Here is a 21893-nt window from a genome sequence, read left to right as displayed (position 1 = left end):
ATGGTTAAAAAGCATTCTGTGCTTTTATTAAACAACGCCATTTTTACCATTGAGTTTAATGGTTTAGCGCAGCTTTTCACTAAAAAACAGATTAAAATCTCTATTTTTCAGTCGATTAAGCAAAGATAATATTCTGTATTTTGGTGAAGATAAACAAAAAAAAGTCCATCCTGCAGCATAAAATAACGATACATAAGGCGGAATAAAACGCTGCACATTAGGTTAAAATTCTGCTTATTTTTCGATCCATGACGGATTGCGCTACCCTGACTACATCCGGAAAACGAATCCCCTGATGTACGCGCAAAAAACAGCGCTCCGCCAGACAGCAATTTTGGGTACACTGGCGCCTCTGTTTTGCACTGGATTTGCCGCCCATGAAACTGACCATTATCCGTTTACAGCACTTCACCGATCAGGATCGCATCGACCTGGGGAAAATCTGGCCGTCGCAGGATCTGTCGACGTTAACCCTGGACGAGAATCATCGTCTCTACGCCGCCCGCTTTAACGAGCGCCTGCTGGGCGCTGTGCGCGTCACCCTGCGCGGCGTCGAAGCCGAGCTCAGCGATCTGTGCGTGCGTGAAGTGACCCGCCGCCGCGGCGTCGGGCAATACTTAGTGGAAGAGACGTTGCGAGATAACCCGGCCATCAATAGCTGGCGCGTCGCCGACCACGGGGTGGAAGACCGCGGTGTGATGGCCGCATTTATGCAGGCACTCGGCTTTAGCGCCCAGCAGACCGGTTGGGAAAAGCATTAAGAAAAGCGTTCGTCGGGTAACACAGCGCTTGTTTGTTGCCTCCCGGCAACGGAATAAAGCCCAGCCGCGGGTAAACGGCTGGGCTTGTTTATTTCATACTGCGACGATAATGCCATGGTGCCCCGAACGCGAAGCTGCGGATTGGCCTGTCAGATATTCACCAGGGCAAAGGCCCGCATGATATTTCAGAATTTAACGCGCGAGTGCACGTTTCCCCTGCGCTTCACGTGAGGTAAGATTCGCTGACGCGTAAAATTGCGCAGAAAGTATTCAGCGCAACGCGATCATCAGCAGTCAACATGGAACAAACATATGGAAATGTCTATCGGGCTGGCTATTGTCGCCGTGATCCTTATCTGGGCGATCTTCACTTATAACCGTTTTATCTCTCTACGCCGTTTCAAAGATGAAGCCTGGAGCGGTATTGCCGTCCAGCTCAAGCGCCGTCACGATCTGGCGCCCAACCTGTTCAGTCTGGTCAAACGCTATGCGCAGCACGAAAAAGAGCTGCTGGAAGAGATCGGCCGCCAGCGCAGCGTCCTGATCGGCAATCCCCGACAGGTGGCCGACAGCGAGCAGCAATATGCCGGAACGTTGAGCCGTATATTCGCCCTGGCGGAAGCCTATCCGGAACTCAAAGCCAGCGAAAACTTCCTCTCGCTGCAGCAATCCCTTAGCGAAATAGAAGAACAGCTGCAGATGGCCCGCCGTTACTTCAACGCCACGGTCCGCGAGTTTAATATTCTGGTGGAGTCTTTTCCCAGCCTGCTGCTGGCCCGCCTGTTTAGCTTCAGGGCGGAACTTTTCTTTGAACTGGAGTCCCCTGAAGAAGCCAAATTGCCACGGATGGAGTGACCCATGTCCACCTGGTCCATGCGGATACTGCGCAGTATTGGCCTGTTGCTGCTGCTGTTGAGCATCTCTGGCTTAGCCGTCAGCGACGATAAAGCTATCACCGAGGCGTCGCCACCCCCGGCTAATGCCCGCCGGGTCCCCGCGTATGAACATATTCTCTTTTTCGATTCCCTGGCGCGTTTTCAGCCAAATGGCAGCATGGAGATGCGGGAAAATATCACCGTGCTGGCCCTGGGAAAGGAGATCCGTCGGGGGATTTTCCGCACGTTGCCTCTCAACTGGCACCGTCAGGACGGCAAAATTTTTAGCGTTAATTACGCCATCAAATCGGTCTCGCGCAATAGACTCCCGGAACCCTACAGCCTCGATCGCACGACAAAAACGCTGACCGTGCGCATTGGCAGCGCCGATCACACCCTGAAGCCAGGTATTTATAACTATGAAATTCGCTATCAGGTTAGCCACCATTTCAGCCGCTTCACCGACTGGGATGAGCTTTACTGGAACGTGACAGGCAACGACTGGAGCTGGCCAATCGGGAAAGCCCGTTTCCAGCTTGCACTGCCTGACGCCGCCGGGCAGTTGAATGCGGATGGCAGAGATGCAAGGTTGCGCACCATTGATGTTTACACCGGTCGTCAGGGGGCGAAAGATCACCATGCGACCATCCTGCCTGATGGCAGCATACAAACGTCGCGCCCCCTTGCCGCCGGCGAAGGGCTGACCGTGGTCTATACCTGGCCCCGCGCCATTCTGGCAAATGCCGCCGCCCCCGAAGCGGTTTGGCCGTTGGTTCATTTACTGGTGCCGACGCTGGCCACCAGCGTTATCTGGCTTCCCCTGCTACTGCTTGTTGGCTACTACTGGCTGTGGTGGCGCAAAAACGTCACGGCGACGGGTTTAAAAATGCCGCCGGTGACGCCGCAATTTTCGCTGCCCGCCGCGATGTCGCCAGGCTATCTGCGCTTTATTACGCAACGTAAGTATGACGATGTGGCATTCAGTAGCGATTTACTGGGGCTGGTAGCCAAACGAGCCATCACATTGACGAGGAAAAAAAGCCAAACCAAAGGCGCATGGTCCTCATCCCCTGTTGATGAGCAGTGGCTTTCCCGCCAGCCAGACGAAAAGCATAAACCGCTGAATCCCATAGAGAAGCAGCTGATGAGCCTGCTTTTCAGCGCGAAACGTAAGAACATCAATCTCAGTACGCCCCATCAAACGTTGATGCAAAACGCGCGCCGGTGGCTGGAAAAATGTTGTGAAGAGCAGAAACCGCAGCTGTGCCGGACATGGGGTAAACCGCTGCGTCATTGTATTTATATTGCTCTGCTGGTTCCGATCGTTTGCGGCATCGGATTTAGCCCGGCGGCAGCGGCGCTCACCGTTCCCAGTCTGCTGTTTGTATCGGTCGGCGGTGTGATGACGTACTTGTGCCTGAAGTTTTTACGCAACCCGATGAAAACATTGCGTAGTTTGGGACCAGTTATGATCCTGATGGCGCTGGTATTTAGCCCTTTCGCCACCGTGGCGGGAGGCGTTTTCCTGCTCGGCATGTTACCCATCACCCAACTTCCTGCCGGGTACCTGGGCGCCTTGTTAACCGCCATCGCGCTGTGTGCGCTCGTCGCCTGGAAAACACCACGCTATACGCAGAAGGGGTTAAACGATCTGGCCGTCGCCAAAGGGTTGAAACGGTATATTAAAACGGCCGAAGAGAAGCGTTATCAGACACTTTATCCACCTGACCAGATGGTCGCGCACTTTGAAAGCCTGCTGCCGGTCGCTCTGGCGCTCGGTGTAGGAAAGACCCTGGCGAACACTTTTGCCCGATACTTAAGCAGCACCGGCGCGATGTCGGAAGTGTTACAGCAGACGGACTGGCAGGACATGCATCATTTCTACCAGCGCTGTCATTCCGCCGCTAGCGAGAAGCCGGTGCAGCGTTCAGAAGGTGGCTCTTCAGGGTCGGGCTATAGCGGTTCCGGCTCTTCCGGCGGCGGATCGTCAGGCGGCGGTTCCGGTGGTGGTGGTGGCGGTGGCTGGTAAGAGAAGGCCGGATAGCATTTATCCGGCCAATAAAGCTGCGGCGTGAAAGGCCCCCACTCATTTAACCCAGCATTTCGCGTTGCAAAAAGGCGTCAAGACCCGACATCCCCGAGAGCTTACATCAGTCAGTGACCGGGGTTGAGGGCCGCAGACAACGCATTTGCAGCGTGAAAGGCGCCCCACCCATTTAACCCAGCATTTCGCGTTGCAAAAAGGCGTCAAGACCCGAAATCCCCGGGAGCTTACATCAGTAAGTGACCGGGGTTGAGGGCCGCAGACAACGTATTTGCAGCGTGAAAGGCGCCGGTTAAATTATTTGGCGTCGGTCGCCGTACCATTCGCATGCCAGGTAAAGATACCGAATTCAAACCCTTTCAGGTCGCCTTTCTGATCCCACGACAGCGGGCCCATCACAGTGTCCACGGTCGCGCCTTTCAGGTATTTAGCGATTTCCGCCGGATCGTCAGACTGGTTCAGGCCCGCCTGCAGCGACTGCAGCGCCGCGTAGGTGGTCCAGACGAAGGCGCCGCTCGGATCCTGTTTCTTCGCCTTGATCGCATCCACGATCGGTTTGTTCGCCGGCACCTGGTCGTAGTTCTTCGGCTTGGTCACCAGCAGACCTTCCGCCGACTCGCCGGCGATGTTAGACAGGGAGACGTTCGCTACCCCTTCCGGGCCCATAAACTGGGTTTTCAAACCGGCGGCACGGGCCTGACGCAGGATCTGGCCCATTTCCGGGTGATAACCGCCGTAGTAAACGAAATCGATATTCTCTTTCTTCAGGCGCGCCACCAGGGTGGAGAAATCTTTCTCACCGGCGGTGATGCCGTCGAAGAAGACCACGTTCGCCCCGCCTTTTTTCAGGCCATCCTGCACCGCACGGGCCAAACCTTCACCGTACTGCTGTTTGTCATGTACCACAGCGATACGCTGCGGCTTCACTTTGTCGAGAATGTATTTCGCTGCGGTGGGTCCCTGGTCGGAGTCCAGACCGGTGGTGCGCAGGATCAGCTTATAGCCGCGCGCGGTCAGCTCCGGGGCGGTCGCTGCCGGCGTGATCATCAGAATGCCTTCGTCTTCATAGATGTCAGACGCCGGTTGAGTGGAAGAGGAGCACAGGTGGCCGATGACGTATTTGATGCCGTCGTTGACCACTTTGTTGGCGACCGCTACCGCCTGTTTCGGGTCGCAAGCGTCATCATATTTGACGATCTGCAGCTTATTGCCCTTGATGCCGCCCTTGGCGTTGATATCTGCTACCGCCTGCTCGGCGCCGGTAAATTCCTGGTCGCCGTACTGAGCCACCGGGCCGGACATCGCCCCGACGACCGCGATTTTGATATCTTCCGCCAGCGCCGCGCTGCTCATAACTAAGGCAATACATCCTGCCAGTAACGCTTTACCCTTTATATTCATCCTGAGGCTCCCCATTATTATGGTTTTTGCATTTGTTGTGATGTTGTTTGTTAGCGCATTATTTTGTTTATATCGATAGGAAAAGCATATGATAGCTAATCCACCGGGGGCTGCTCGCGCTTTTGCAGCACACTATGCTAAACATACCGTCATTCTGAGGAATTTGAAACGACTAAATTGCGGGCTATGTAACAGATAAGTGACAAATAAAAAAACCGCGCCAGCATGAACCGGACGCGGTGCAAAACAGGGCCTGATTACCAGCCAGCGGGCAGGTAGCCTACCGCGGACGCTATCGCATAGACGGCGCTGCAAAGATACAACAACACAATGAAGCATTGGATAAGCGGATGGGTCATCCAGGTCGGACAGGTCCAGCCAGGGGTCAGGTCGCCACGCTGGCGGGCGCCCTTCAGCATCAGGATCGGCATAATCGATAAAATGACGCCGCTGAACACCCCGGCAAAATAGAGCGCGTTGACGAAAGAAACCATGCCGCTATAGGCCAGCACGAACGGCGGGATCGCCACCACCAGCAGCACCATCAAGCGCCGGACGGGTTGCTCATCATTCCCCAGGCGGAACTGATCGAAAATGTTGGTCAGGAAGCTACCGCCCAGCCCCCAGTAAGAGGTCAGCATGGCGCACAGCGCAAACAGGTTGGCTGAGAAGAACGCCCATTCGCCAAGCGCGCGGCCCCAGGAGATGGTGGCCACATCCGAGATATTGTCCAGGCCATTAAGCGAGATCACCGACAGCGGCACCAGCGCCAGCAGGGCAAAGGTCAAAGCCATACCGACCATAATGGCCCTGGGCAATTTTTCCGGTTTGTCGGCGAAGCCCCGCGCCATCTCCGGCACGATATACTGTGCCGAGAAGCAGAATGCCACAACGTTGAAGACCGGAACCATATACAGCCAGTTGCCATCGAGCAGATAGCCGACGCGGGTGGTCTCTTTCAACAGCGTGGCAATCACCAGCACCGAGATCATCACCACCATGCCGATGCTGATAAATTTCTCGCCGCGGCCGATCGCCTTCAGGCCCAGGTAGAGCACCCCTGCCGCCGGGACGAAAAACAACACGCTGCCCAGCGCCGGCGAGATGCCAAACAACGAGTGCAGCAGCTTGCCGCTGCCGGTCATATAAGCCGTCAATGCGCCGACGCTGTTGACGCAAACGGAGAGGAACATCATCAGCGCGCCAAAGCCGCCGACGTAGCGCTTCGATAAACCGCTGAGCTGCAGATGTTTCCGGGTGCGGAGCGTGGATTCCGCGACATAGAGCATGGTCACCGTCGTCAGGCTGCCCACCAGCACCAGCCAGAACAGCAGCGGTAAGAAGCCCGCTTTGCTCGACGCATAGGCGATAGAGAGGACACCCGCGCCGATATTGGTACCGACAATCATCGATACGCCTTCGACGAAGCTCAGAGATTTTGTAGGGACAGCCGTACGTTCCCGGCCGGTGAGGACGGGAGAAAAGGTGGAGTTTTCAGACATAATACTTTCCGTTTTACTCCGACAGTTTTTACCGCCGGAAAAAAGGTGATATCAGGGTGATAAACCACTCACGCTGAGCATGAACAGCCGGCTGCGGCGTCCTGTTTCTGTTCGGCTTCCGTGCCGCCGCAGCCCGCCGGGGAGACGTTAGCTCTTCAGGATGCGCGCCAGAATATCCAGCGCTTTCGAGAACTGGGCGTCGGGGATAGTCAACGGATACAGGAAGCGGATCACGTTGCCGTAGACGCCACAGCTCAACAGCAGCAGGCCGTTTTCCTGCGCTTTCTGCTGCACCTGGCGGGTGAACTCCGGCGACGGCTCGCCAGTTTGCGGATCGTTAAATTCCACCGCCACCATCGACCCCCGGCCACGGACATCAACGATCGCCGGGCAGGTGGCGCGCGCCTGGTTGAGCACTTCCTGCAGATGGCTACCCAACTGATCAGCGCGCTGACACAGCTGCTCTTCGGCAATGACATCCAGCACCGCGTGTGCCGCGGCCACCGCCAGCGGGTTACCGGCATAGGTTCCGCCCAGCCCGCCAGGCGCTGGCGCATCCATCACCTCAGCGCGACCGACAACGCCCGACAGCGGGAAGCCGCCGGCGAGGCTTTTCGCCATCGTCATCAGATCCGGTTTCACCTCATAGTGCTGCATAGCGAACAGCTTGCCGGTGCGGGCGAAACCGGTCTGCACTTCATCAGCGATCAGCAGAATGCCGTGGGTATCGCACAGGTCGCGCAGCGCCTGCATAAAATCGGCCGGCGCGACGTTAAAGCCGCCTTCCCCCTGGATCGGCTCGAGGATGATGGCCGCTACCTGGTCCGGCGCAATATCCGCTTTGAAAATGCGCTCCAGGCTTTTCAGCGCATCCGCGGTGGTCACGCCGTGCGCCTCATTGGGATAAACGCCGTGATAGACCGATCCCGGGAACGGCCCGAAGCCGATTTTGTAAGGAGCAACCTTACCGGTGAGGGCCATGGTCATAAAAGTACGGCCGTGGAAGCCGCCGCCGAAAGTAATCAGCCCCGGGCGGCCGGTATAAGCGCGGGCAATTTTCACCGCGTTCTCGACCGCTTCCGCGCCGGTAGTGAAGAAGGCCGTTTTTGCTGGCCCGTCAATTGGCGCCAGATCGTTGATACGCTCCGCCAGCGAAACATAGCTTTCGTACGGCACAATCTGATAGGCGGTGTGGGTGAACGCCTGCAGCTGATCGGCGACTGCGGCGACCACTTTCGGATGGCGGTGACCGGTATTTAACACGGCGATCCCGGCGGCGAAATCGATCACCTCATTGCCTTCGATATCCCACAGCGTGGCGTTTTCCGCCTTCTCGACAAAGTAGTTACACATTACGCCTACGCCGCGCGGCGTCGCCTGCTGGCGACGTTGATTCAGTTCTGAGCTTTTCACCTGCGAATCTCCTGTCGTGTATGTCACGTTATCGCAACAAATTAGAAACGATGTCGTTTATTTACACAGGAGTTGGCCCTATAATCGAGTACCAATTTAGAATATCTGAGGGATCCAATTGCGTTCGCTGGTGGGTGACCTAGTGCTGGTCCGTCTGCAGGAAGAGCGGGATCCTCTTCTGCACAAACGCTTATATAACGCGCTGCGCCGCGCGATCCTCGACGGTTCGCTGGCGCCGCAAAGCCGCCTGCCGCCGTCGCGCGATCTGGCGGGTGAACTCGGCGTATCTAGAAACACCATATTAACAACTTATGAACAATTGCTGGCGGAAGGATATGTGGTTTCCCGTCGGGGAAGTGGAACATTCGTTGCCCAAACCGCACCTGAGAGCTCATTGACGGCTAAAGATCAGCAAGAAAACAGCAGTATCGCGTCACCGACGGCACATCTTTCACGCCGTGGCCAGCACCTGCTCGGCCAGGTCAGCGCCAGCCCGCGCCAGTGGGGGGCGTTTATACCCGGCGTGCCGGACGTTAACGCCTTTCCCCACCCGCTGTTCAGTAAGATCCAGGCCCGTATCAGCCGTCGGCCCAAACCGGAGCGGCTCAGCTATAGCTGCAACGGTGGCACCCCGGAACTGCAGCAGGCGCTGGTGGATTATCTGCGCGTGTCGCGCGGCGTCCACTGTCAGGCAGATCAAATTCTTATTACCGAGGGGATCCACCAGGCTATCGATCTGGTCACCCGCATGCTGTGTGACAACGGCGATCTGGCATGGGTGGAGGAGCCTTCCTATTGGGGGATCCGCCACGTGCTGGCAATGAACGACGTTCGGGTGGAACCCCTGACCGTCGATGCCAACGGCCTGTGCCCGCCGGAAACGGTTGACGACGCGCCGAGACTCATCTTCGTCACGCCTTCCCACCAGTATCCGCTGGGCGCGGTGATGAGCCTTGAGCGCCGCCAGCGGCTGCTGGCGCTCGCTCGCCAGCAGGGCAGCTGGATCGTCGAAGATGATTATGACAGCGAATTTCGCTTTTCCGGTCAGCCGATCCCCGCCCTGCAGGGGCTGGTCCCCGATGCCCCGGTGGTCTATATCGGCACCTTCAGCAAGACGCTCTATCCCGGCCTGCGCCTGGGCTACGTGGTGATCCCGCGTCCGCTGGTCAGCGACCTGAAGCACGCCCATGCCGAGCTTTACCGCGGCGGCCATTCGCTGATCCAGATGGCGCTGGCGGAGTTTATTACCGCCGGCCACTATTCGGCCCATATCCGCCGTATGCGGTTGCTCTACAGCCGTCGCCGCGCCTTTTTAACTGAGCTTATCCAGCGGCACTGTATGCCGTACGCCCTGTCTGACTTCAGCGATAATGCCGGGCTGCATTTGATCCTCAATTTGCCCGCAGAGGCTGACGATGTGGCGATCGCCAGAGAGGCCAATGCGCGCCATATTCTGGTGCGGCCGCTGTCGCGTTACTACCTGACGACGGCGCGGAAGAAAGGATTACTGATGGGATTCGCCAGCCAGCCCGAAGAGCAGATGGCGCCGGCGTTCAGCGTCTTACTCGGCTGCCTGCAGACGCACTGCCCGCAGATGCTCCTGCCCCGGGAGGACGCAGAAAAACAAAACGCCCCAACCTGAGGCGGGGCGTTATCGGGGAGCCTGATATCAGGTATCAGGCAGGCGTGGCGTATCAGGCTTCGATAGCGGCACGCAGTTTTTTCATGGCGTTCTTTTCCAGCTGACGCACGCGCTCTGCGGAGACGCCGTAGCGGTCGGCCAGTTCCTGCAGCGTGGACTTGTTGTCTTCGTCCAGCCAGCGGGCGCGGATGATGTCCTGGCTACGCTCGTCCAGGCCCTGCATCGCGTCAGTCAGCTTATTCGCCGCCTGCTCTTCCCAGTTGTCGTCTTCGATGCCGTCGGCAAAGTTAGACGTTTTGTCCTGCAGATACAGGACCGGCGCCATCGGCTGGCTGTCGGACTCATCGTCGGACGACATGTCGAAGGTCATGTCCTGGGCCGCCATGCGGGATTCCATCTCGCGGACGTCTTTGCTCGACACGCCCAACTCACGGGCCACCATTTCCACTTCATCCTGGTTGAACCAACCCAGACGCTGTTTGGTTTTACGCAGGTTAAAGAACAGTTTACGCTGTGCTTTGGTGGTAGCGACCTTCACAATACGCCAGTTACGCAGCACGTATTCGTGAATTTCGGCTTTAATCCAGTGCACGGCGAAGGAGACCAGGCGCACACCCACTTCCGGGTTGAAGCGACGCACGGCTTTCATCAGGCCGATATTGCCTTCCTGGATCAGATCCGCCTGCGGCAGGCCATAGCCCGAGTAGTTACGAGCAATGTGAACAACAAAGCGCAGGTGAGACAGAATCAGCTTTTTCGCTGCTTCCAGATCGCCCTGGTAATGCAGCTTTTCAGCAAGCTCCCGCTCTTCATCAGCCGACAGCATCGGCCAAGTGTTAGCGGCCCGGATGTACGATTCCAGGTTACCAACGGGGGCTAAAGCTAAAGTTTGCATTTCTTTGGTCATTCAAATCCTCTCAATTGATATCTTCTGACGCGTTCTTGTCCCCATCAGGCAACAAGCATGCCAGCATTCATGAGCAACGAGAATATCACTCACATTAGTATCAGACAGTGATTTTATCCACAAGTTCCATGCAACGGTGTGAATAAATTACGCACAAAATGTGACACCACGATGAACAAGTGAGGGCAGGAAAAGGAGAACAAGCTTGCGGTATCTTTCCCTGCGAACAGGAACTCATTGCAGCAGGGAAAGATTATATCACGCTTTTTTTAATCGGGAGTAAAGTGACGTAAATGTTGCACTGTCGCCAGCCAGGCGGCGACCCAACCGATCATCGAGCAGACAATCAGCATCAACAGGCACTCGTCGAAGCCCAGGCCGCTCAGCTCAAACTGGGTGCCGAACACTTTCGCCACTTCGGTCACCGCCGACGAGAGGCGCATCACCAGAATCTCCGACAGGATCAGCGATAAAAACGCGCCGGAGAAGCCCAGCATCGCCCCACCATAGAGGAACGGACGCAGGATAAAGCCGTCGGTGGCGCCGATTAGCTTCTGCACGTTAATGGTATCGCGGCGGGCGAAGATGCTCAGACGCACGCTGTTGCCGATCACCAGGAACACCGCCGCCACCATCAGCACGCCGATCATCGCCGACACGCGGCCTACCAGCCCGGTAAGCGAGGAGAGACGGGCAAACCAGCTGTCGTCCATCCGCACCTCATCCACCCCCTGGATCCGCGATACCCGTTCGCGCAAGGTATTCAGCGCTTCCGTGCTCTGGAAATCCAGCTTCGGTACCACGATGGCGACCGCCGGCAGCGGGTTCTCTTCCAGCATATCCAGTGCGCCGCCAAAGCCTGACCAGTTACGGAATTCACCCAGCGCCTCGTCACGGGACAAATAGTTTACCTTGTCGACGCCCTGCTCCGCCTGCAGTTGGCCCACCACCCGCGCCGCGGCGTCGTCATCCAGCGTTTTTTCCAGATAAACGGTGATCTGCGGCGATGGATAGTACTGTGACGCCGCGCTGCTGACGTTTTTGTAGACCATGTAGCAGACGCTTGGCAGGGTCAACGAAATGGCGATGACCATCACCGTCAGGAAGGTCGCCAGCGGCGTGCTTTTGAGATCCTGCAACGCGCCGTGCCAGGCATAGCGCACCTGTTCGTTGAACACGTTACTCTTACGCGAGGCCGGGTTAGGCGCCGCTTTCGGCCGTTTTGGCGCATTGCGCCCGCCGCCACTGCCGCCCGCCGCGTTGCGCAGGCGATCGAACTTACTGCCGAACTGGCGAATCTGGTTCATTGCGTCGCGCTTATTCACCCCGAATGCCTCCATGCAGATGGCCGTCGCTGAGCGACAGCACGCGGTACGGACGACTGGAGATAAGTCCCAGATCGTGCGTCGCCATCAGTACCGTCACCCCAACGCGGTTAAACTCTTCAAACAGACGTAAAATCCCCTCCGAGAGCGCCTCGTCGAGGTTACCGGTCGGTTCATCCGCCAGCAGCACCGCCGGCTTGTTGACCACCGCGCGGGCAATACCCACGCGCTGCTGCTCACCGCCGGAGAGCTGAATCGGAAAGTTCTTCGCTTTGTCCAGCAGGCCGACCTTGTCCAGCGCCGCCGAGACGCGACGACGAATGTCATCGCCGCTGGCACCGGCGATAATCAGCGGGATCGCCACGTTGTCATACACGGTACGATCCATCAGCAAATGGTGGTCCTGGAAAATCATGCCGATCTGGCGGCGCAGGAACGGCACCTCACGGCTCTTCAGACGGCTGATTTCATGACCGCTGAAGAAGATTTTCCCGGCGCTGGGCCGTTCGATACCACAGATAAGCTTCAGCAGGGTACTCTTCCCTGCGCCGGAATGGCCGGTCAGAAACGCCATCTCGCCCGGCTGCAGGTGGAAGGTCACCCCCTGCAGCGCTTGTCTCCCACCGAGATAGGCTTTGCTGACTTGTTCAAAGCGAATCATTCTTAATCCTCTCGGGCAAAAAGTGCCTCAATAAAGTCGCCCGCATTAAACGGACGCAGATCCTCAATACGCTCGCCGACGCCAATATAGCGAATCGGAATACCGAACTGATCGGCCACCGAGAAGATCACGCCGCCTTTGGCGGTGCCGTCCAGCTTGGTCAGGGTGATCCCGGTCAATCCTACCGCTTCATGGAACAGTTTGGCCTGGCTAATGGCATTCTGCCCGGTGCTGGCGTCAATAGTTAACATCACCTCATGCGGCGCGTCGACGTCCAGTTTTTTCATCACCCGGACAATCTTCTTCAGCTCTTCCATCAGGTGCGATTTATTCTGCAGACGCCCGGCGGTGTCGGCAATCAGTACGTCAACATGGCGCGCCTTCGCCGCCTGAATGGCGTCGAAAATCACCGAGGCGGAGTCCGCGCCGGTATGCTGGGCGATCACCGGGATATTGTTACGCTGACCCCAGACCTGCAACTGTTCCACCGCCGCCGCGCGGAAGGTATCCCCCGCCGCCAGCATCACCGATTTACCCTGCTGCTCAAACTGACGCGCCAGCTTGCCGATGGTGGTGGTTTTCCCCACCCCGTTTACGCCGACCATCAGAATAACAAACGGCGTTTTGCCTTCAACGTTCAGCGGCTCATCCACTTTGGCGAGAATCTCGCCCATCTCTTCTTTCAGCAGGCCGTACAGCGCTTCCGCATCGCGCAGTTGCTTACGGCTGGCGCCTTCCGTCAGGTTGGTAATGATCTTGCGGGTGGTTTCCACCCCGACGTCGGCGATCAGCAGTTGCTCTTCCAGCTCTTCAAACAGATCATCGTCGATCTTCTTGCCGCGGAACAGACTGATAAATCCGGAACCGAGGTTCTCTTTGGTTTTCAGCAGGCTACGCTTGAGGCGGGCGAAAAAGCCTTCTTTCGTCGGCTTTTCCTGCTCCTGAGCCAGCGCTTCCACCGGCGCCTCGTCCTCGGGCTCCGGCACCACGACCGCCGCCTCTTCTGCCGCCTCGGCCGCCAGCGCCAGTGCTTCCAGCTCTTCATCGCTTAACGGGGCGTCCTCTTCAGGGACATCCGTCTCCTGCGGCTCGGCGATAACGTCTGCCACAGGCTGCTCTGCTACGGCTTCCGCCACCACCGGTTCGGCGATAACCTCTTCCGCCAGCGGCTCAACCACCGCAGGCTGTTCAGGCGGTTCGCTGACCGCGGGCTCCGGTTCAACAACAGGCGCTTCTTCGGTCAGAGCAGGCGTTTCCACCCCCTCTTCTTCCTGCACGCTGGCAGGCTCCGCGAGGTGCGCTTTTTCGCTTTCGACTACCGTCTCGGTCACTTCGACGACGTCTTCGGCAAACGCTTCCGGGTCTGCTTTCGGCGCGCTCGGCTCAGCAGGGGTTTCCGCTACCGGCGTCTCATCGGCAACCGCTTGTTGTTCTTCTACTTTTTGTTCAGTCTCGGTTTCCTGTGCCTGTTCTTTCTGTCCAAAGCCCAGCCAGGAAAAGAAGCCACGTTTTTTCTCTTTTGCCATTTGCGACCACACTCCTCGCTGTTTTATTCATGGCGCAGCTTCATCAGAAGCTGAAAAAATGATGAAATTAGTCGGATAGTCTATCACTTAACTTAACTCGCAGCACCGCCCCCGGATTAAGGTTTCGTCAACCGCCGTCGATCGCTAGAATAGCAGGCCGGAAGTTGAGACTTGAGCAGAGAGATGAAAAAACCAAACCACGCGGGCAGCGGCCAGATCCGCATTATCGGTGGGCAATGGCGCGGCCGTAAATTACCGGTGCCGGAGAGCCCGGGCCTGCGGCCGACCACCGACCGGGTTCGCGAAACCCTTTTTAACTGGCTGGCGCCGTCCATCGTTGACGCGCACTGCCTCGACTGCTTTGCCGGCAGCGGCGCGCTGGGGCTGGAGGCGCTGTCCCGCTATGCGGCCAGCACCACACTACTGGAGATGGAGCGCGGCGTAGCCCAGCAGTTGCAAAAAAATCTCGCCACCCTGAAAGCGGATCGCGGCAAGGTGATCACCACCAACACCCTCAGCTTCCTGAGCCAGCCGGGGACACCGCACCAGATCGTGTTCGTCGACCCGCCGTTCCGTCAGGGGCTGCTGGAGGAGACGCTACGTCTGCTGGAGACACAAGGCTGGCTGGCCGATGAGGCCCTGGTGTATGTCGAAAGCGAAGTCGAAAATGGCTTACCGCCGGTGCCAGCTAACTGGCAGCTGTATCGTGAAAAAGTGGCCGGACAGGTCGCCTACCGTCTTTACCAACGTGAGGCCCAAGGAGAGCACCATGCTGATTAATTTAGGCCGCCTGCTGATGCTGTGCGTCTGGGCCTTTCTGTTATTGAATCTGTTTCAGCCCTTCCCGAAGCCGCTGAATATCTTCGTCAACGTCGCGCTGATTTTCATGATCCTGATGCACGGGCTGCAGTTGACGCTGCTGAAGGCGACGCAGCCGAAAGAGGCGCCGCCGCTGAGCCGCTTTGAGCAAATCCGCATTTTTATCTTCGGCGTGTTTGAGCTCGTCGCCTGGCAGAAAAAACTGAAGGCGACGCTGAAAAAGTAGTCCTGAAAAGGGCTCAGTGATCGGGCGTAAACGCCACGAACGCTGTGCCCTTATAACTCAACATCCCGCGATCGCCCACGCTCAGCGCATGATATTGCGGCGCTTCAAGGCGAAACACCACCTCCAGCCCACCGTTTTCGGGGCGAAAGCTCGCTTCATAGCGCATTTCACTGCCTGCAGGCGTCACCGTCTGCTGCCGCGAGCGCCGATCGTTAATCACTTTTTCCCGTTTATTGCTGACGATAACCCGCTTTTGCAGCAACGGCGCGGCGTCATTCGCCTGTTTCTCACGGCGCTGCTGTACATAGCGAAACGAAGCCGCCACCACAATCACCGCGACAACCAAAACAAAAAAGAGGGGCATTTTACTCATTAAGGTTACCCATAAAAAATATCAGGAATCAGCATACTGCGTCGGGAATAACATTGTCATCTGCTACGCCAAACCACTACACTGAGTTGTAGCATCACGCATCCGTAACTTTCTTTATGATAACAGATACAGGGACTTACTATGCTTTGGTCATTTATTGCTGTCTGTTTCTCCGCATGGCTTTATGTCGATGCATCCTATCGTGGGCCGGCCTGGCGACGCTGGGTATTTAAACCAGTCACCCTGATTCTGTTGCTGTTACTGGCCTGGCAGGCGCCGATGTTCAATGCCATCAGCTATCTGGTGCTGGCTGGCCTGTGCGCCTCGCTGCTCGGCGACGCCCTGACCCTGCTGCCGCGCCAGCGGGTGATGTACGCGGTGGGCGCTTTCTTCCTGTCACATCTGCTGTATACCATCTGGTTCGCCAGCCAGCTGACGCTGTCGTTCTTCTGGCCGCTGCCGCTGGTGCTGCTGGTATTCGGCGCCCTGCTAATGGCGGTGATCTGGAGTCGGCTGGAAGAGATGAAAATGCCGGTGCTGACCTTTATCGGAATGACGCTGGTGATGGTCTGGCTGGCCGGTGAGCTGTGGTTTGCCCGCCCCACCAACACCGCGCTGTCTGGTTTCGCCGGCGCGGCCCTGCTGCTGCTGAGCAATGCCGTGTGGCTGGTGAGCCACTACCGTCGCCGCTTCCGCGCCGATAACGCCATTGCCGCCGCGTTCTACTTTGCCGGCCACTTCCTGATCGTGCGCGCATTGTACCTGTAATTTAGTCCTTGACTCTGGAGTCGACTCCAGAGTGTATCCTACGGCTAATGAGAAAATTATCATTTCCCGGAGGGTGCCATGTCGACTCCAGACGCGCAGGATAAAAAAGTTCCACAATTCTCGTCATTCACCATGCGGCCAGCGACTGCGCCGGCGGAGAGCTGCTGCACAGACCACGCCTGCACCACAGAATCCGCCCCTGCCGCCGAAGCACTCAGCGACGCCCGCTATAGCTGGCAGGTTGATGGCATGGACTGCGCCGCCTGCGCCCGCAAGGTGGAAACCGCGGTTCGTCAGGTGCCCGGCGTCAGTCAGGTTCAGGTGCTGTTCGCCACAGAAAAGCTGCTGGTTAACGCCGAGGGCGATATCCGCGCTCAGGTTGAGAACGTGGTCCGCCAGGCGGGCTATACGCTGCGCGATGCCGATGCTCCCGTAACAGAGAAAACCCGCGGGTCGCTGCTGCGCGACAATCTGCCGTTACTGACGCTGGTTATCATGATGGCCCTGAGCTGGGGGCTGGAGCAGGCCAACCACCCAGCCGGTCAGTTGGCCTTTGTTGCTACCACCCTGGTCGGCCTGTGGCCGGTTGCTCGCCAGGCGCTGCGCCTGATCAAGAGCGGGAGCTGGTTCGCGATTGAAACGCTGATGAGCGTCGCCGCCATCGGGGCGCTGTTTATCGGCGCCACTGCGGAAGCGGCGATGGTGCTGTTGCTGTTCCTGATCGGCGAGCGTCTCGAAGGCTGGGCCGCCAGCCGCGCACGGCAGGGGGTGAGCGCGCTGATGGCGCTGAAGCCCGACACCGCCATCCGTCTGCGCAACGGCGTGCGGGAAACCGTCGCCCAGCGCGACCTGCGTCCCGGAGATGTGATTGAAGTGGCCGCCGGCGGGCGTCTGCCGGCGGATGGCCAGCTGCTGTCGCCGTTTGCCAGCTTTGATGAAAGCGCCTTGACCGGCGAGTCGGTGCCAGTGGAGCGTCAGGCCGGGGAACGGGTCGCGGCGGGCGCCACCAGCGTCGATCGCCTGGTGCAGCTTACTGTGATATCCGAACCGGGCGACAGCGCCATCGACCGCATCCTGAAGTTGATTGAAGAGGCAGAGGAGCGTCGGGCGCCGATCGAGCGCTTCATCGACCGCTTCAGCCGGATCTACACCCCGGCCATTATGGTCGTAGCCTTGTTGGTCGCCATTGTCCCGCCGCTGTTCTTTGCCAGCGCCTGGCTGCCGTGGATTTATAAAGGACTGACGCTGCTGCTGATCGGCTGTCCGTGCGCGCTGGTCATCTCCACACCGGCGGCCATCACCTCCGGCCTGGCGGTCGCCGCCCGACGCGGAGCGCTAATCAAAGGCGGTGCGGCGCTGGAACAACTGGGCCAGGTGCGGCAGGTGGCGTTCGATAAAACCGGCACCCTGACCGTCGGCCAGCCGCAGGTGACTTCGGTTGTCGCCACAGCTGAGGTTGACGACAACGCGCTGCTGGCGCTGGCGGCGGCGGTGGAGCAAGGCTCCAGCCACCCACTGGCGCAGGCCATCGTCCGTGAAGCACAGCGGCGTCAGCTGAGTATTCCGCTTGCCAGCGGCCAGCGGGCGCTGGCGGGCTCTGGTATCGAAGCCGAGGTGAACGGCAGCCGCATCTTGATCTGCGCCGCCAGCAAAGCCTCCCCGGCAGAGCATGAGGCGCAGATCCAGCAGCTGGAGAGCGCCGGGCAAACGGTGGTGCTGGTGATGCGCGGCGAGACGCTGCTCGGCATCCTGGCGCTGCGCGACACTCTGCGCGATGACGCGCGTCAGGCGGTGGATGCCTTACACCAGTTGGGGGTGCAGGGGGTGATCCTCACCGGAGATAACCCGCGCGCCGCGGCGGCCATCGCCAGCGAACTGGGGCTGGAATTCAGCGCGGGTCTGCTGCCGGAGGACAAAGTGAAAGCCGTCATGACGCTGAATGCCGATGCGCCGCTGGCGATGGTCGGGGACGGCATCAACGACGCTCCGGCGATGAAAGCAGCCACCATCGGCATCGCCATGGGCAGCGGCACCGACGTGGCACTGGAAACCGCCGACGCCGCGCTGACCCATAATCGTCTGACCGGCCTGGCGCAGATGATTTCACTGGCGCGCGCCACCCATGCCAATATTCGCCAGAACATCGCGATTGCCTTAGGGCTGAAGGGGATTTTCCTCGTCACCACCCTGCTCGGCCTGACCGGCCTGTGGCTGGCGGTGCTGGCGGATACCGGTGCCACCGTGCTGGTAACGGCTAACGCGCTGCGGTTATTGCGTAAGAAGTTGTAGCATAGATACCGACTTCCCTGCTCGCGCTACGCTTAGCAGGGCTACGGTTCCAGACCGTCGGGTAGCCCGGATAAGGCGCAACGCGCCGCCATCCGGGATATTCCCTGCTCGCGCTACGCTTAGCAGGGCTACGGTTCCGGACCGTCGGGTAGCCCGGATAAGACGCAACGCGCCGCCATCCGGGGTATTCCCTGCTCGCGCTGCGCTTAGCAGGGCTACGATTCCGGACCGTCGGGTAGCCCGGATAAGGCGCAACGCGCCGCTATCCGGGAAAAGCTCAGCGGCTTTTGCGGATCAGATAGCGGTACGGCAGGGCTTCGGTTTCCTGGGCCACCAGCTCATGCTCCATAAAGCGGCAGAATCCCGGGATATCGCGGGTGGTGGCCGGATCGTCAGCAATAATCAGCAGCGTCTCGCCGACCGGCATCGTCCGCACGGTTTTACGCACCATCATGACCGGCTCCGGGCAGCGGAGCCCCAGAGCATCCAGGGTATGGTCAGGAGTGGAGAAAAGTTCGCTCATTTTAGTCTCACGTCAACAAAACGGCCCTAGTTTACCCCCAGTTCGCCAGTACGCAAGCCAGGTTAACGTTTGCGCGAAAAACAACCATTGCATTACGCCGGTAACGCAGTATCATGCAGCCGTTTTTTATTGGGTTCCCTCACCCCAACGTTCCGCTGCCGATTGCTCCTTAACCTGAAGCATGACGGGCATAAAAAGGTCACAATATGAATCCGTTTACTACCGTACAGCGCAAAAAAGCGCTCGTCTGGCTTTCGCTATTTCATCTGCTGGTGATCACCTCCAGCAACTATCTGGTTCAGCTGCCGATCTCCATTTTTGGTTTCCATACCACCTGGGGCGCGTTTAGTTTTCCGTTTATCTTCCTCGCCACCGATCTGACGGTACGCATTTTTGGCGCACCGCTGGCGCGACGCATCATTTTCGCGGTGATGGTCCCGGCGCTGGTCATTTCCTACGGTGTCTCCGCCCTGTTTTACATGGGCGAGTGGCAGGGCTTTGCCGCGCTGGGCACTTTTAATCTCTTCGTCGCGCGTATCGCCATCGCCAGCTTTATGGCCTATGCGCTGGGGCAGATCCTCGACGTCCACGTCTTTAACCGCCTGCGGCAGAGCCGCCACTGGTGGCTGGCCCCCACCGCCTCAACGCTGTTCGGCAACATTAGCGATACCGTCGCATTCTTCTTTATCGCTTTCTGGCGCAGCCCGGACCCATTTATGGCCGCCCACTGGGGGGAAATCGCCCTCGTCGACTACAGCTTTAAAGTGCTTATCAGCATCATTTTCTTCCTGCCGATGTACGGCGTGTTGTTAAATATGCTGTTGAAAAGACTGGCGGATAAATCTGATTTGTCGGCATTGCAGCCGAGTTAAAGGTACTCGCGGGCTGATGTGTTAAGATAGCCGGATGAGCCATTAGTGGCCGTTTATCGAAAGGAAGATGTCAATGCGCAATTTGGTTAAATATGTCGGTATTGGCCTGCTGGTGATGGGGCTTGCCGCCTGCGATAACAGCGATTCAAAAGCGCCAACCGTTGGCGCAGCAGCGGAGAGCAATGCCAGCGGCCAGGCAATCAGCCTGCTGGATGGCAAGCTGAGCTTCACCCTGCCTGCGGGCATGGCCGACCAGAGCGGCAAACTGGGTACCCAGGCGAACAACATGCACGTCTACTCTGACGCTACCGGCCAGAAAGCGGTCATCGTCATCGTCGGCGACAGCACCAATGAAGATCTGGCGGTGCTGGCGAAACGTCTGGAAGATCAGCAGCGTAGCCGCGACCCGCAGCTACAGGTGGTGAGCAATAAATCGCTGGAGATTAAAGGCCATACCCTGCAGCAGCTGGACAGCATCATCTCCGCCAAGGGGCAGACCGCGTGGTCTTCCGTACTGCTTGGCAAAGTGGATGACAAACTGCTGACCCTGCAGGTGACCCTGCCGGCGGACAACCAGCAGCAGGCACAGACCGAAGCAGAAAGCATCATCAACACCCTCACCATTCAGTAATTACTGGCCTGGTGCGATGGCCTCCGGTTCGCTAACCGGGGGCCGTTTTTTTAGCCGCCAGCCCAACAGCAGCGCCGCCATCACCAGCCCCGCCGCGGCGAGATAAATCATCGAGATCCCGGTCCACGCCATCAGCAATCCGGCCAGCGGCCCGGTAACGCCCAACGACAAATCCATAAACACGGTATAGGTCGCCAGCGCCGACCCCTGATTGTGCTGCGGCACCGCTTTGACTGCCACCACCCCCAGCGCCGGGAAGACCAGCGAGAACCCCGCCCCGGTAAGGAAGGTACCGATCTTCGCCAACAGCGGCGTATCGGCAATGCCGACCAGCAACAGTCCGATAATCTCCACGCTAAAGCAGAGCATCGCCACGTTCAGTCCACCGAGGCGATGAATGCCGTTAGGAAACAGCAGCCGCGTGCCAACGAACGCGCAGCTGAATAACGTCAGAGCGAAAGCCGCGCCGTCCCAGCCTTTGGCGTCATAAAACAGCGTGATAAAGGTGGCGATCACCCCGAAGCCGGCGGAGGCCAGCGCCAGCGCCATGCCGTAGGGCCAGACCCGGCCAAGCACCGCGCGAAACGACATCGCTTTACCTTTAGCTGCCTTCACCGCCGCGCGGGGCAGCGCACAGAGGATCGCCACCAGCGCCACCGCCATAATGACCACCGCCAGGCCGCTGAGGCCAATATGCGAATAGCACAGCACGCCGAGCGGCGCGCCCATCGCCATCGCCCCGTAGGTCACAATCCCGTTCCACGAAATCACCCGGCCGATATGCAGCGAACCGACCACGCCGACGCCCCACAGCGTCGACCCGGTGCCGGCAAAGCTCTGACCGATTCCAAGGATCACCCGCCCGAGGCATAACAACAGCAGGCTAATCAGTGGCCAGCCGCTGCTGCAGGCCGCCAGCAGATAGCTCAGACCGCTCAAAAAACAGCCGCAGAGACCGAAGACAACAATCTTTTTGGGCCCCAGCAGGTCGGCGTAGCGCCCGGCGTGCGGGCGGCTGAGCAGCGTGGCGAAATATTGCAGACTAATCACCAGCCCGGCCCAGAAAGCGCTAAAGCCCATGACATCATGAACATAGCCGGGCAGCACCGCCAGCGGCAGGCCGATGGTGAGATAGCTGGCAAAGTTAAAGATGACGACAGAGACAATCCGCAGATTGAGGCGCAGTCCATTGAGCGCCGGTTCGGCGACGGGTTCGGGCATCAGGTTCCACCAGATTTCGACAACCAGCTTTCACTATTACCACGCTGTCGGCGGAAAAGCAGCCCTCCTTTCGGAATATTGGCAGTCGGCGAACCGCTACACTTATCTGGCGCG

The 21893-nt window shown here is 58.4% G+C and carries 20 protein-coding genes; 10 read left to right on the top strand and 10 right to left on the bottom strand.

Translation table 11 applies throughout. The features are described 5' to 3' along the window. The first annotated feature begins 377 nt into the window (after nt 1–377). The 3 genes from panM (at nt 378) to CWM61_RS07725 (ending at nt 3665) form a co-directional block, all read left to right on the top strand. Nucleotides 378–761 carry an aspartate 1-decarboxylase autocleavage activator PanM gene (gene panM, locus CWM61_RS07735; RefSeq protein ID WP_064180469.1) on the top strand — a complete coding sequence of 128 codons (384 nt, stop codon included), beginning with the start codon at nt 378–380 and terminating at the stop codon, nt 759–761. 312 nt (nt 762–1073) lie between these two features. Next, nucleotides 1074–1616, top strand: a complete 543-nt coding sequence (locus CWM61_RS07730; protein WP_074387036.1) for a LemA family protein — start codon at nt 1074–1076, stop codon at nt 1614–1616. 3 nt (nt 1617–1619) lie between these two features. Beyond that, entirely contained in the window at nt 1620–3665 is a 2046-nt protein-coding gene (locus CWM61_RS07725) for a DUF2207 domain-containing protein (protein ID WP_100631025.1), read from the top strand. A gap of 312 nt (nt 3666–3977) precedes the next feature. Here the strand turns inward: CWM61_RS07725 and livJ are convergent, their stop codons facing one another. The 3 genes from livJ to CWM61_RS07710 form a co-directional block, all read right to left on the bottom strand. Further along, nucleotides 3978–5081: a branched chain amino acid ABC transporter substrate-binding protein LivJ gene (livJ, locus tag CWM61_RS07720; protein WP_100631024.1), complete on the bottom strand. Its 1104-nt coding sequence runs from the start codon at nt 5079–5081 to the stop codon at nt 3978–3980. A 257-nt stretch (nt 5082–5338) separates the two neighbouring features. Then, nucleotides 5339–6583, bottom strand: a complete 1245-nt coding sequence (locus CWM61_RS07715; RefSeq protein ID WP_100631023.1) for an aromatic amino acid transport family protein — start codon at nt 6581–6583, stop codon at nt 5339–5341. 147 nt (nt 6584–6730) lie between these two features. Then, nucleotides 6731–7996: a 4-aminobutyrate--2-oxoglutarate transaminase gene (locus CWM61_RS07710; RefSeq protein WP_074387032.1), complete on the bottom strand. Its 1266-nt coding sequence runs from the start codon at nt 7994–7996 to the stop codon at nt 6731–6733. A 118-nt stretch (nt 7997–8114) separates the two neighbouring features. Between CWM61_RS07710 and CWM61_RS07705 the strand changes: the two genes are divergently transcribed. Then, on the top strand, nt 8115–9638 hold the full coding sequence (locus CWM61_RS07705; RefSeq protein ID WP_074387031.1) for a PLP-dependent aminotransferase family protein: 1524 nt from the start codon (nt 8115–8117) through the stop codon (nt 9636–9638). Between the two features lie 52 nt (nt 9639–9690). On the opposite strand, the gene rpoH is transcribed toward CWM61_RS07705, so the two are convergent. The 4 genes from rpoH to ftsY all read right to left on the bottom strand — a co-directional run bounded on the left by rpoH (nt 9691) and on the right by ftsY (nt 14057). Beyond that, nucleotides 9691–10545: an RNA polymerase sigma factor RpoH gene (rpoH, locus tag CWM61_RS07700; protein ID WP_002920815.1), complete on the bottom strand. Its 855-nt coding sequence runs from the start codon at nt 10543–10545 to the stop codon at nt 9691–9693. 269 nt (nt 10546–10814) lie between these two features. After that, on the bottom strand, nt 10815–11870 hold the full coding sequence (gene ftsX / locus CWM61_RS07695) for a permease-like cell division protein FtsX (protein WP_008806965.1): 1056 nt from the start codon (nt 11868–11870) through the stop codon (nt 10815–10817). Then, a complete protein-coding gene (gene ftsE, locus CWM61_RS07690) occupies nt 11863–12531 on the bottom strand; it encodes a cell division ATP-binding protein FtsE (protein WP_008806964.1) in 669 nt (222 codons plus the stop codon). The genes ftsX and ftsE overlap by 8 nt, the downstream gene beginning before the upstream one ends. A 2-nt stretch (nt 12532–12533) precedes the next feature. Next, complete coding sequence (ftsY, locus tag CWM61_RS07685; protein ID WP_100631022.1) at nt 12534–14057, bottom strand: signal recognition particle-docking protein FtsY; 1524 nt, start codon at nt 14055–14057, stop codon at nt 12534–12536. Nucleotides 14058–14240: 183 nt separating this feature from the next. Between ftsY and rsmD the strand changes: the two genes are divergently transcribed. Beyond that, nucleotides 14241–14837 (top strand): 16S rRNA (guanine(966)-N(2))-methyltransferase, encoded by a 597-nt coding sequence (gene rsmD, locus CWM61_RS07680; RefSeq protein ID WP_002920820.1) that lies wholly within the window; start codon nt 14241–14243, stop codon nt 14835–14837. Further along, nucleotides 14827–15102 carry a DUF1145 family protein gene (locus tag CWM61_RS07675; protein ID WP_002920822.1) on the top strand — a complete coding sequence of 92 codons (276 nt, stop codon included), beginning with the start codon at nt 14827–14829 and terminating at the stop codon, nt 15100–15102. Before rsmD ends, CWM61_RS07675 begins: the two co-directional genes overlap by 11 nt. Before the next feature lie 13 nt (nt 15103–15115). On the opposite strand, the gene CWM61_RS07670 is transcribed toward CWM61_RS07675, so the two are convergent. After that, nucleotides 15116–15466: a DUF2500 domain-containing protein gene (locus tag CWM61_RS07670; RefSeq protein ID WP_165784227.1), complete on the bottom strand. Its 351-nt coding sequence runs from the start codon at nt 15464–15466 to the stop codon at nt 15116–15118. A 150-nt stretch (nt 15467–15616) separates the two neighbouring features. Here CWM61_RS07670 and CWM61_RS07665 point away from each other — a divergent pair, with 150 nt between their 5' ends. After that, on the top strand, nt 15617–16243 hold the full coding sequence (locus CWM61_RS07665; RefSeq protein WP_004173987.1) for a lysoplasmalogenase: 627 nt from the start codon (nt 15617–15619) through the stop codon (nt 16241–16243). Between the two features lie 78 nt (nt 16244–16321). After that, the gene (gene zntA / locus CWM61_RS07660) at nt 16322–18532 is read left to right on the top strand and encodes a Zn(II)/Cd(II)/Pb(II) translocating P-type ATPase ZntA (protein ID WP_100631021.1); all 2211 of its coding nucleotides are present in this window, start codon (nt 16322–16324) and stop codon (nt 18530–18532) included. A gap of 277 nt (nt 18533–18809) precedes the next feature. On the opposite strand, the gene tusA is transcribed toward zntA, so the two are convergent. After that, a complete protein-coding gene (tusA, locus tag CWM61_RS07650) occupies nt 18810–19055 on the bottom strand; it encodes a sulfurtransferase TusA (protein WP_074387026.1) in 246 nt (81 codons plus the stop codon). 206 nt (nt 19056–19261) lie between these two features. Here tusA and CWM61_RS07645 point away from each other — a divergent pair, with 206 nt between their 5' ends. Then, entirely contained in the window at nt 19262–19927 is a 666-nt protein-coding gene (locus tag CWM61_RS07645; RefSeq protein WP_025710747.1) for a 7-cyano-7-deazaguanine/7-aminomethyl-7-deazaguanine transporter, read from the top strand. A gap of 73 nt (nt 19928–20000) precedes the next feature. Beyond that, nucleotides 20001–20558, top strand: coding sequence for a DcrB family lipoprotein (locus CWM61_RS07640; RefSeq protein WP_025710746.1), 558 nt, complete (start codon nt 20001–20003; stop codon nt 20556–20558). On the opposite strand, the gene CWM61_RS07635 is transcribed toward CWM61_RS07640, so the two are convergent. Next, nucleotides 20559–21779, bottom strand: coding sequence for an MFS transporter (locus CWM61_RS07635; protein WP_100631019.1), 1221 nt, complete (start codon nt 21777–21779; stop codon nt 20559–20561). Nucleotides 21780–21893: the final 114 nt, after the last annotated feature.

Origin of the sequence: Klebsiella sp. K-Nf6, from assembly GCF_002806655.1 — a bacterium.
Taxonomy (GTDB): domain Bacteria; phylum Pseudomonadota; class Gammaproteobacteria; order Enterobacterales; family Enterobacteriaceae; genus Klebsiella; species Klebsiella variicola.
Note: the sequence above shows the minus strand (reverse complement) of the source record. Positions and strands in the feature narration are given on the sequence as shown.

What these genes read in the sequence shown, in the direction of transcription:
- tusA (WP_074387026.1), bottom strand. Translation starts at nt 19,055, where the DNA reads ATGAGCGAACTTTTCTCCACTCCTGACCATACCCTGGATGCTCTGGGG.
- CWM61_RS07675 (WP_002920822.1), top strand. Translation starts at nt 14,827, where the DNA reads ATGCTGATTAATTTAGGCCGCCTGCTGATGCTGTGCGTCTGGGCCTTT.
- livJ (WP_100631024.1), bottom strand. Translation starts at nt 5,081, where the DNA reads ATGAATATAAAGGGTAAAGCGTTACTGGCAGGATGTATTGCCTTAGTT.
- CWM61_RS07725 (WP_100631025.1), top strand. Translation starts at nt 1,620, where the DNA reads ATGTCCACCTGGTCCATGCGGATACTGCGCAGTATTGGCCTGTTGCTG.
- zntA (WP_100631021.1), top strand. Translation starts at nt 16,322, where the DNA reads ATGTCGACTCCAGACGCGCAGGATAAAAAAGTTCCACAATTCTCGTCA.
- rsmD (WP_002920820.1), top strand. Translation starts at nt 14,241, where the DNA reads ATGAAAAAACCAAACCACGCGGGCAGCGGCCAGATCCGCATTATCGGT.
- CWM61_RS07635 (WP_100631019.1), bottom strand. Translation starts at nt 21,779, where the DNA reads ATGCCCGAACCCGTCGCCGAACCGGCGCTCAATGGACTGCGCCTCAAT.
- CWM61_RS07665 (WP_004173987.1), top strand. Translation starts at nt 15,617, where the DNA reads ATGCTTTGGTCATTTATTGCTGTCTGTTTCTCCGCATGGCTTTATGTC.
- CWM61_RS07715 (WP_100631023.1), bottom strand. Translation starts at nt 6,583, where the DNA reads ATGTCTGAAAACTCCACCTTTTCTCCCGTCCTCACCGGCCGGGAACGT.
- ftsE (WP_008806964.1), bottom strand. Translation starts at nt 12,531, where the DNA reads ATGATTCGCTTTGAACAAGTCAGCAAAGCCTATCTCGGTGGGAGACAA.
- rpoH (WP_002920815.1), bottom strand. Translation starts at nt 10,545, where the DNA reads ATGACCAAAGAAATGCAAACTTTAGCTTTAGCCCCCGTTGGTAACCTG.
- CWM61_RS07670 (WP_165784227.1), bottom strand. Translation starts at nt 15,466, where the DNA reads ATGCCCCTCTTTTTTGTTTTGGTTGTCGCGGTGATTGTGGTGGCGGCT.
- panM (WP_064180469.1), top strand. Translation starts at nt 378, where the DNA reads ATGAAACTGACCATTATCCGTTTACAGCACTTCACCGATCAGGATCGC.
- CWM61_RS07730 (WP_074387036.1), top strand. Translation starts at nt 1,074, where the DNA reads ATGGAAATGTCTATCGGGCTGGCTATTGTCGCCGTGATCCTTATCTGG.
- ftsY (WP_100631022.1), bottom strand. Translation starts at nt 14,057, where the DNA reads ATGGCAAAAGAGAAAAAACGTGGCTTCTTTTCCTGGCTGGGCTTTGGA.
- CWM61_RS07640 (WP_025710746.1), top strand. Translation starts at nt 20,001, where the DNA reads ATGCGCAATTTGGTTAAATATGTCGGTATTGGCCTGCTGGTGATGGGG.
- CWM61_RS07645 (WP_025710747.1), top strand. Translation starts at nt 19,262, where the DNA reads ATGAATCCGTTTACTACCGTACAGCGCAAAAAAGCGCTCGTCTGGCTT.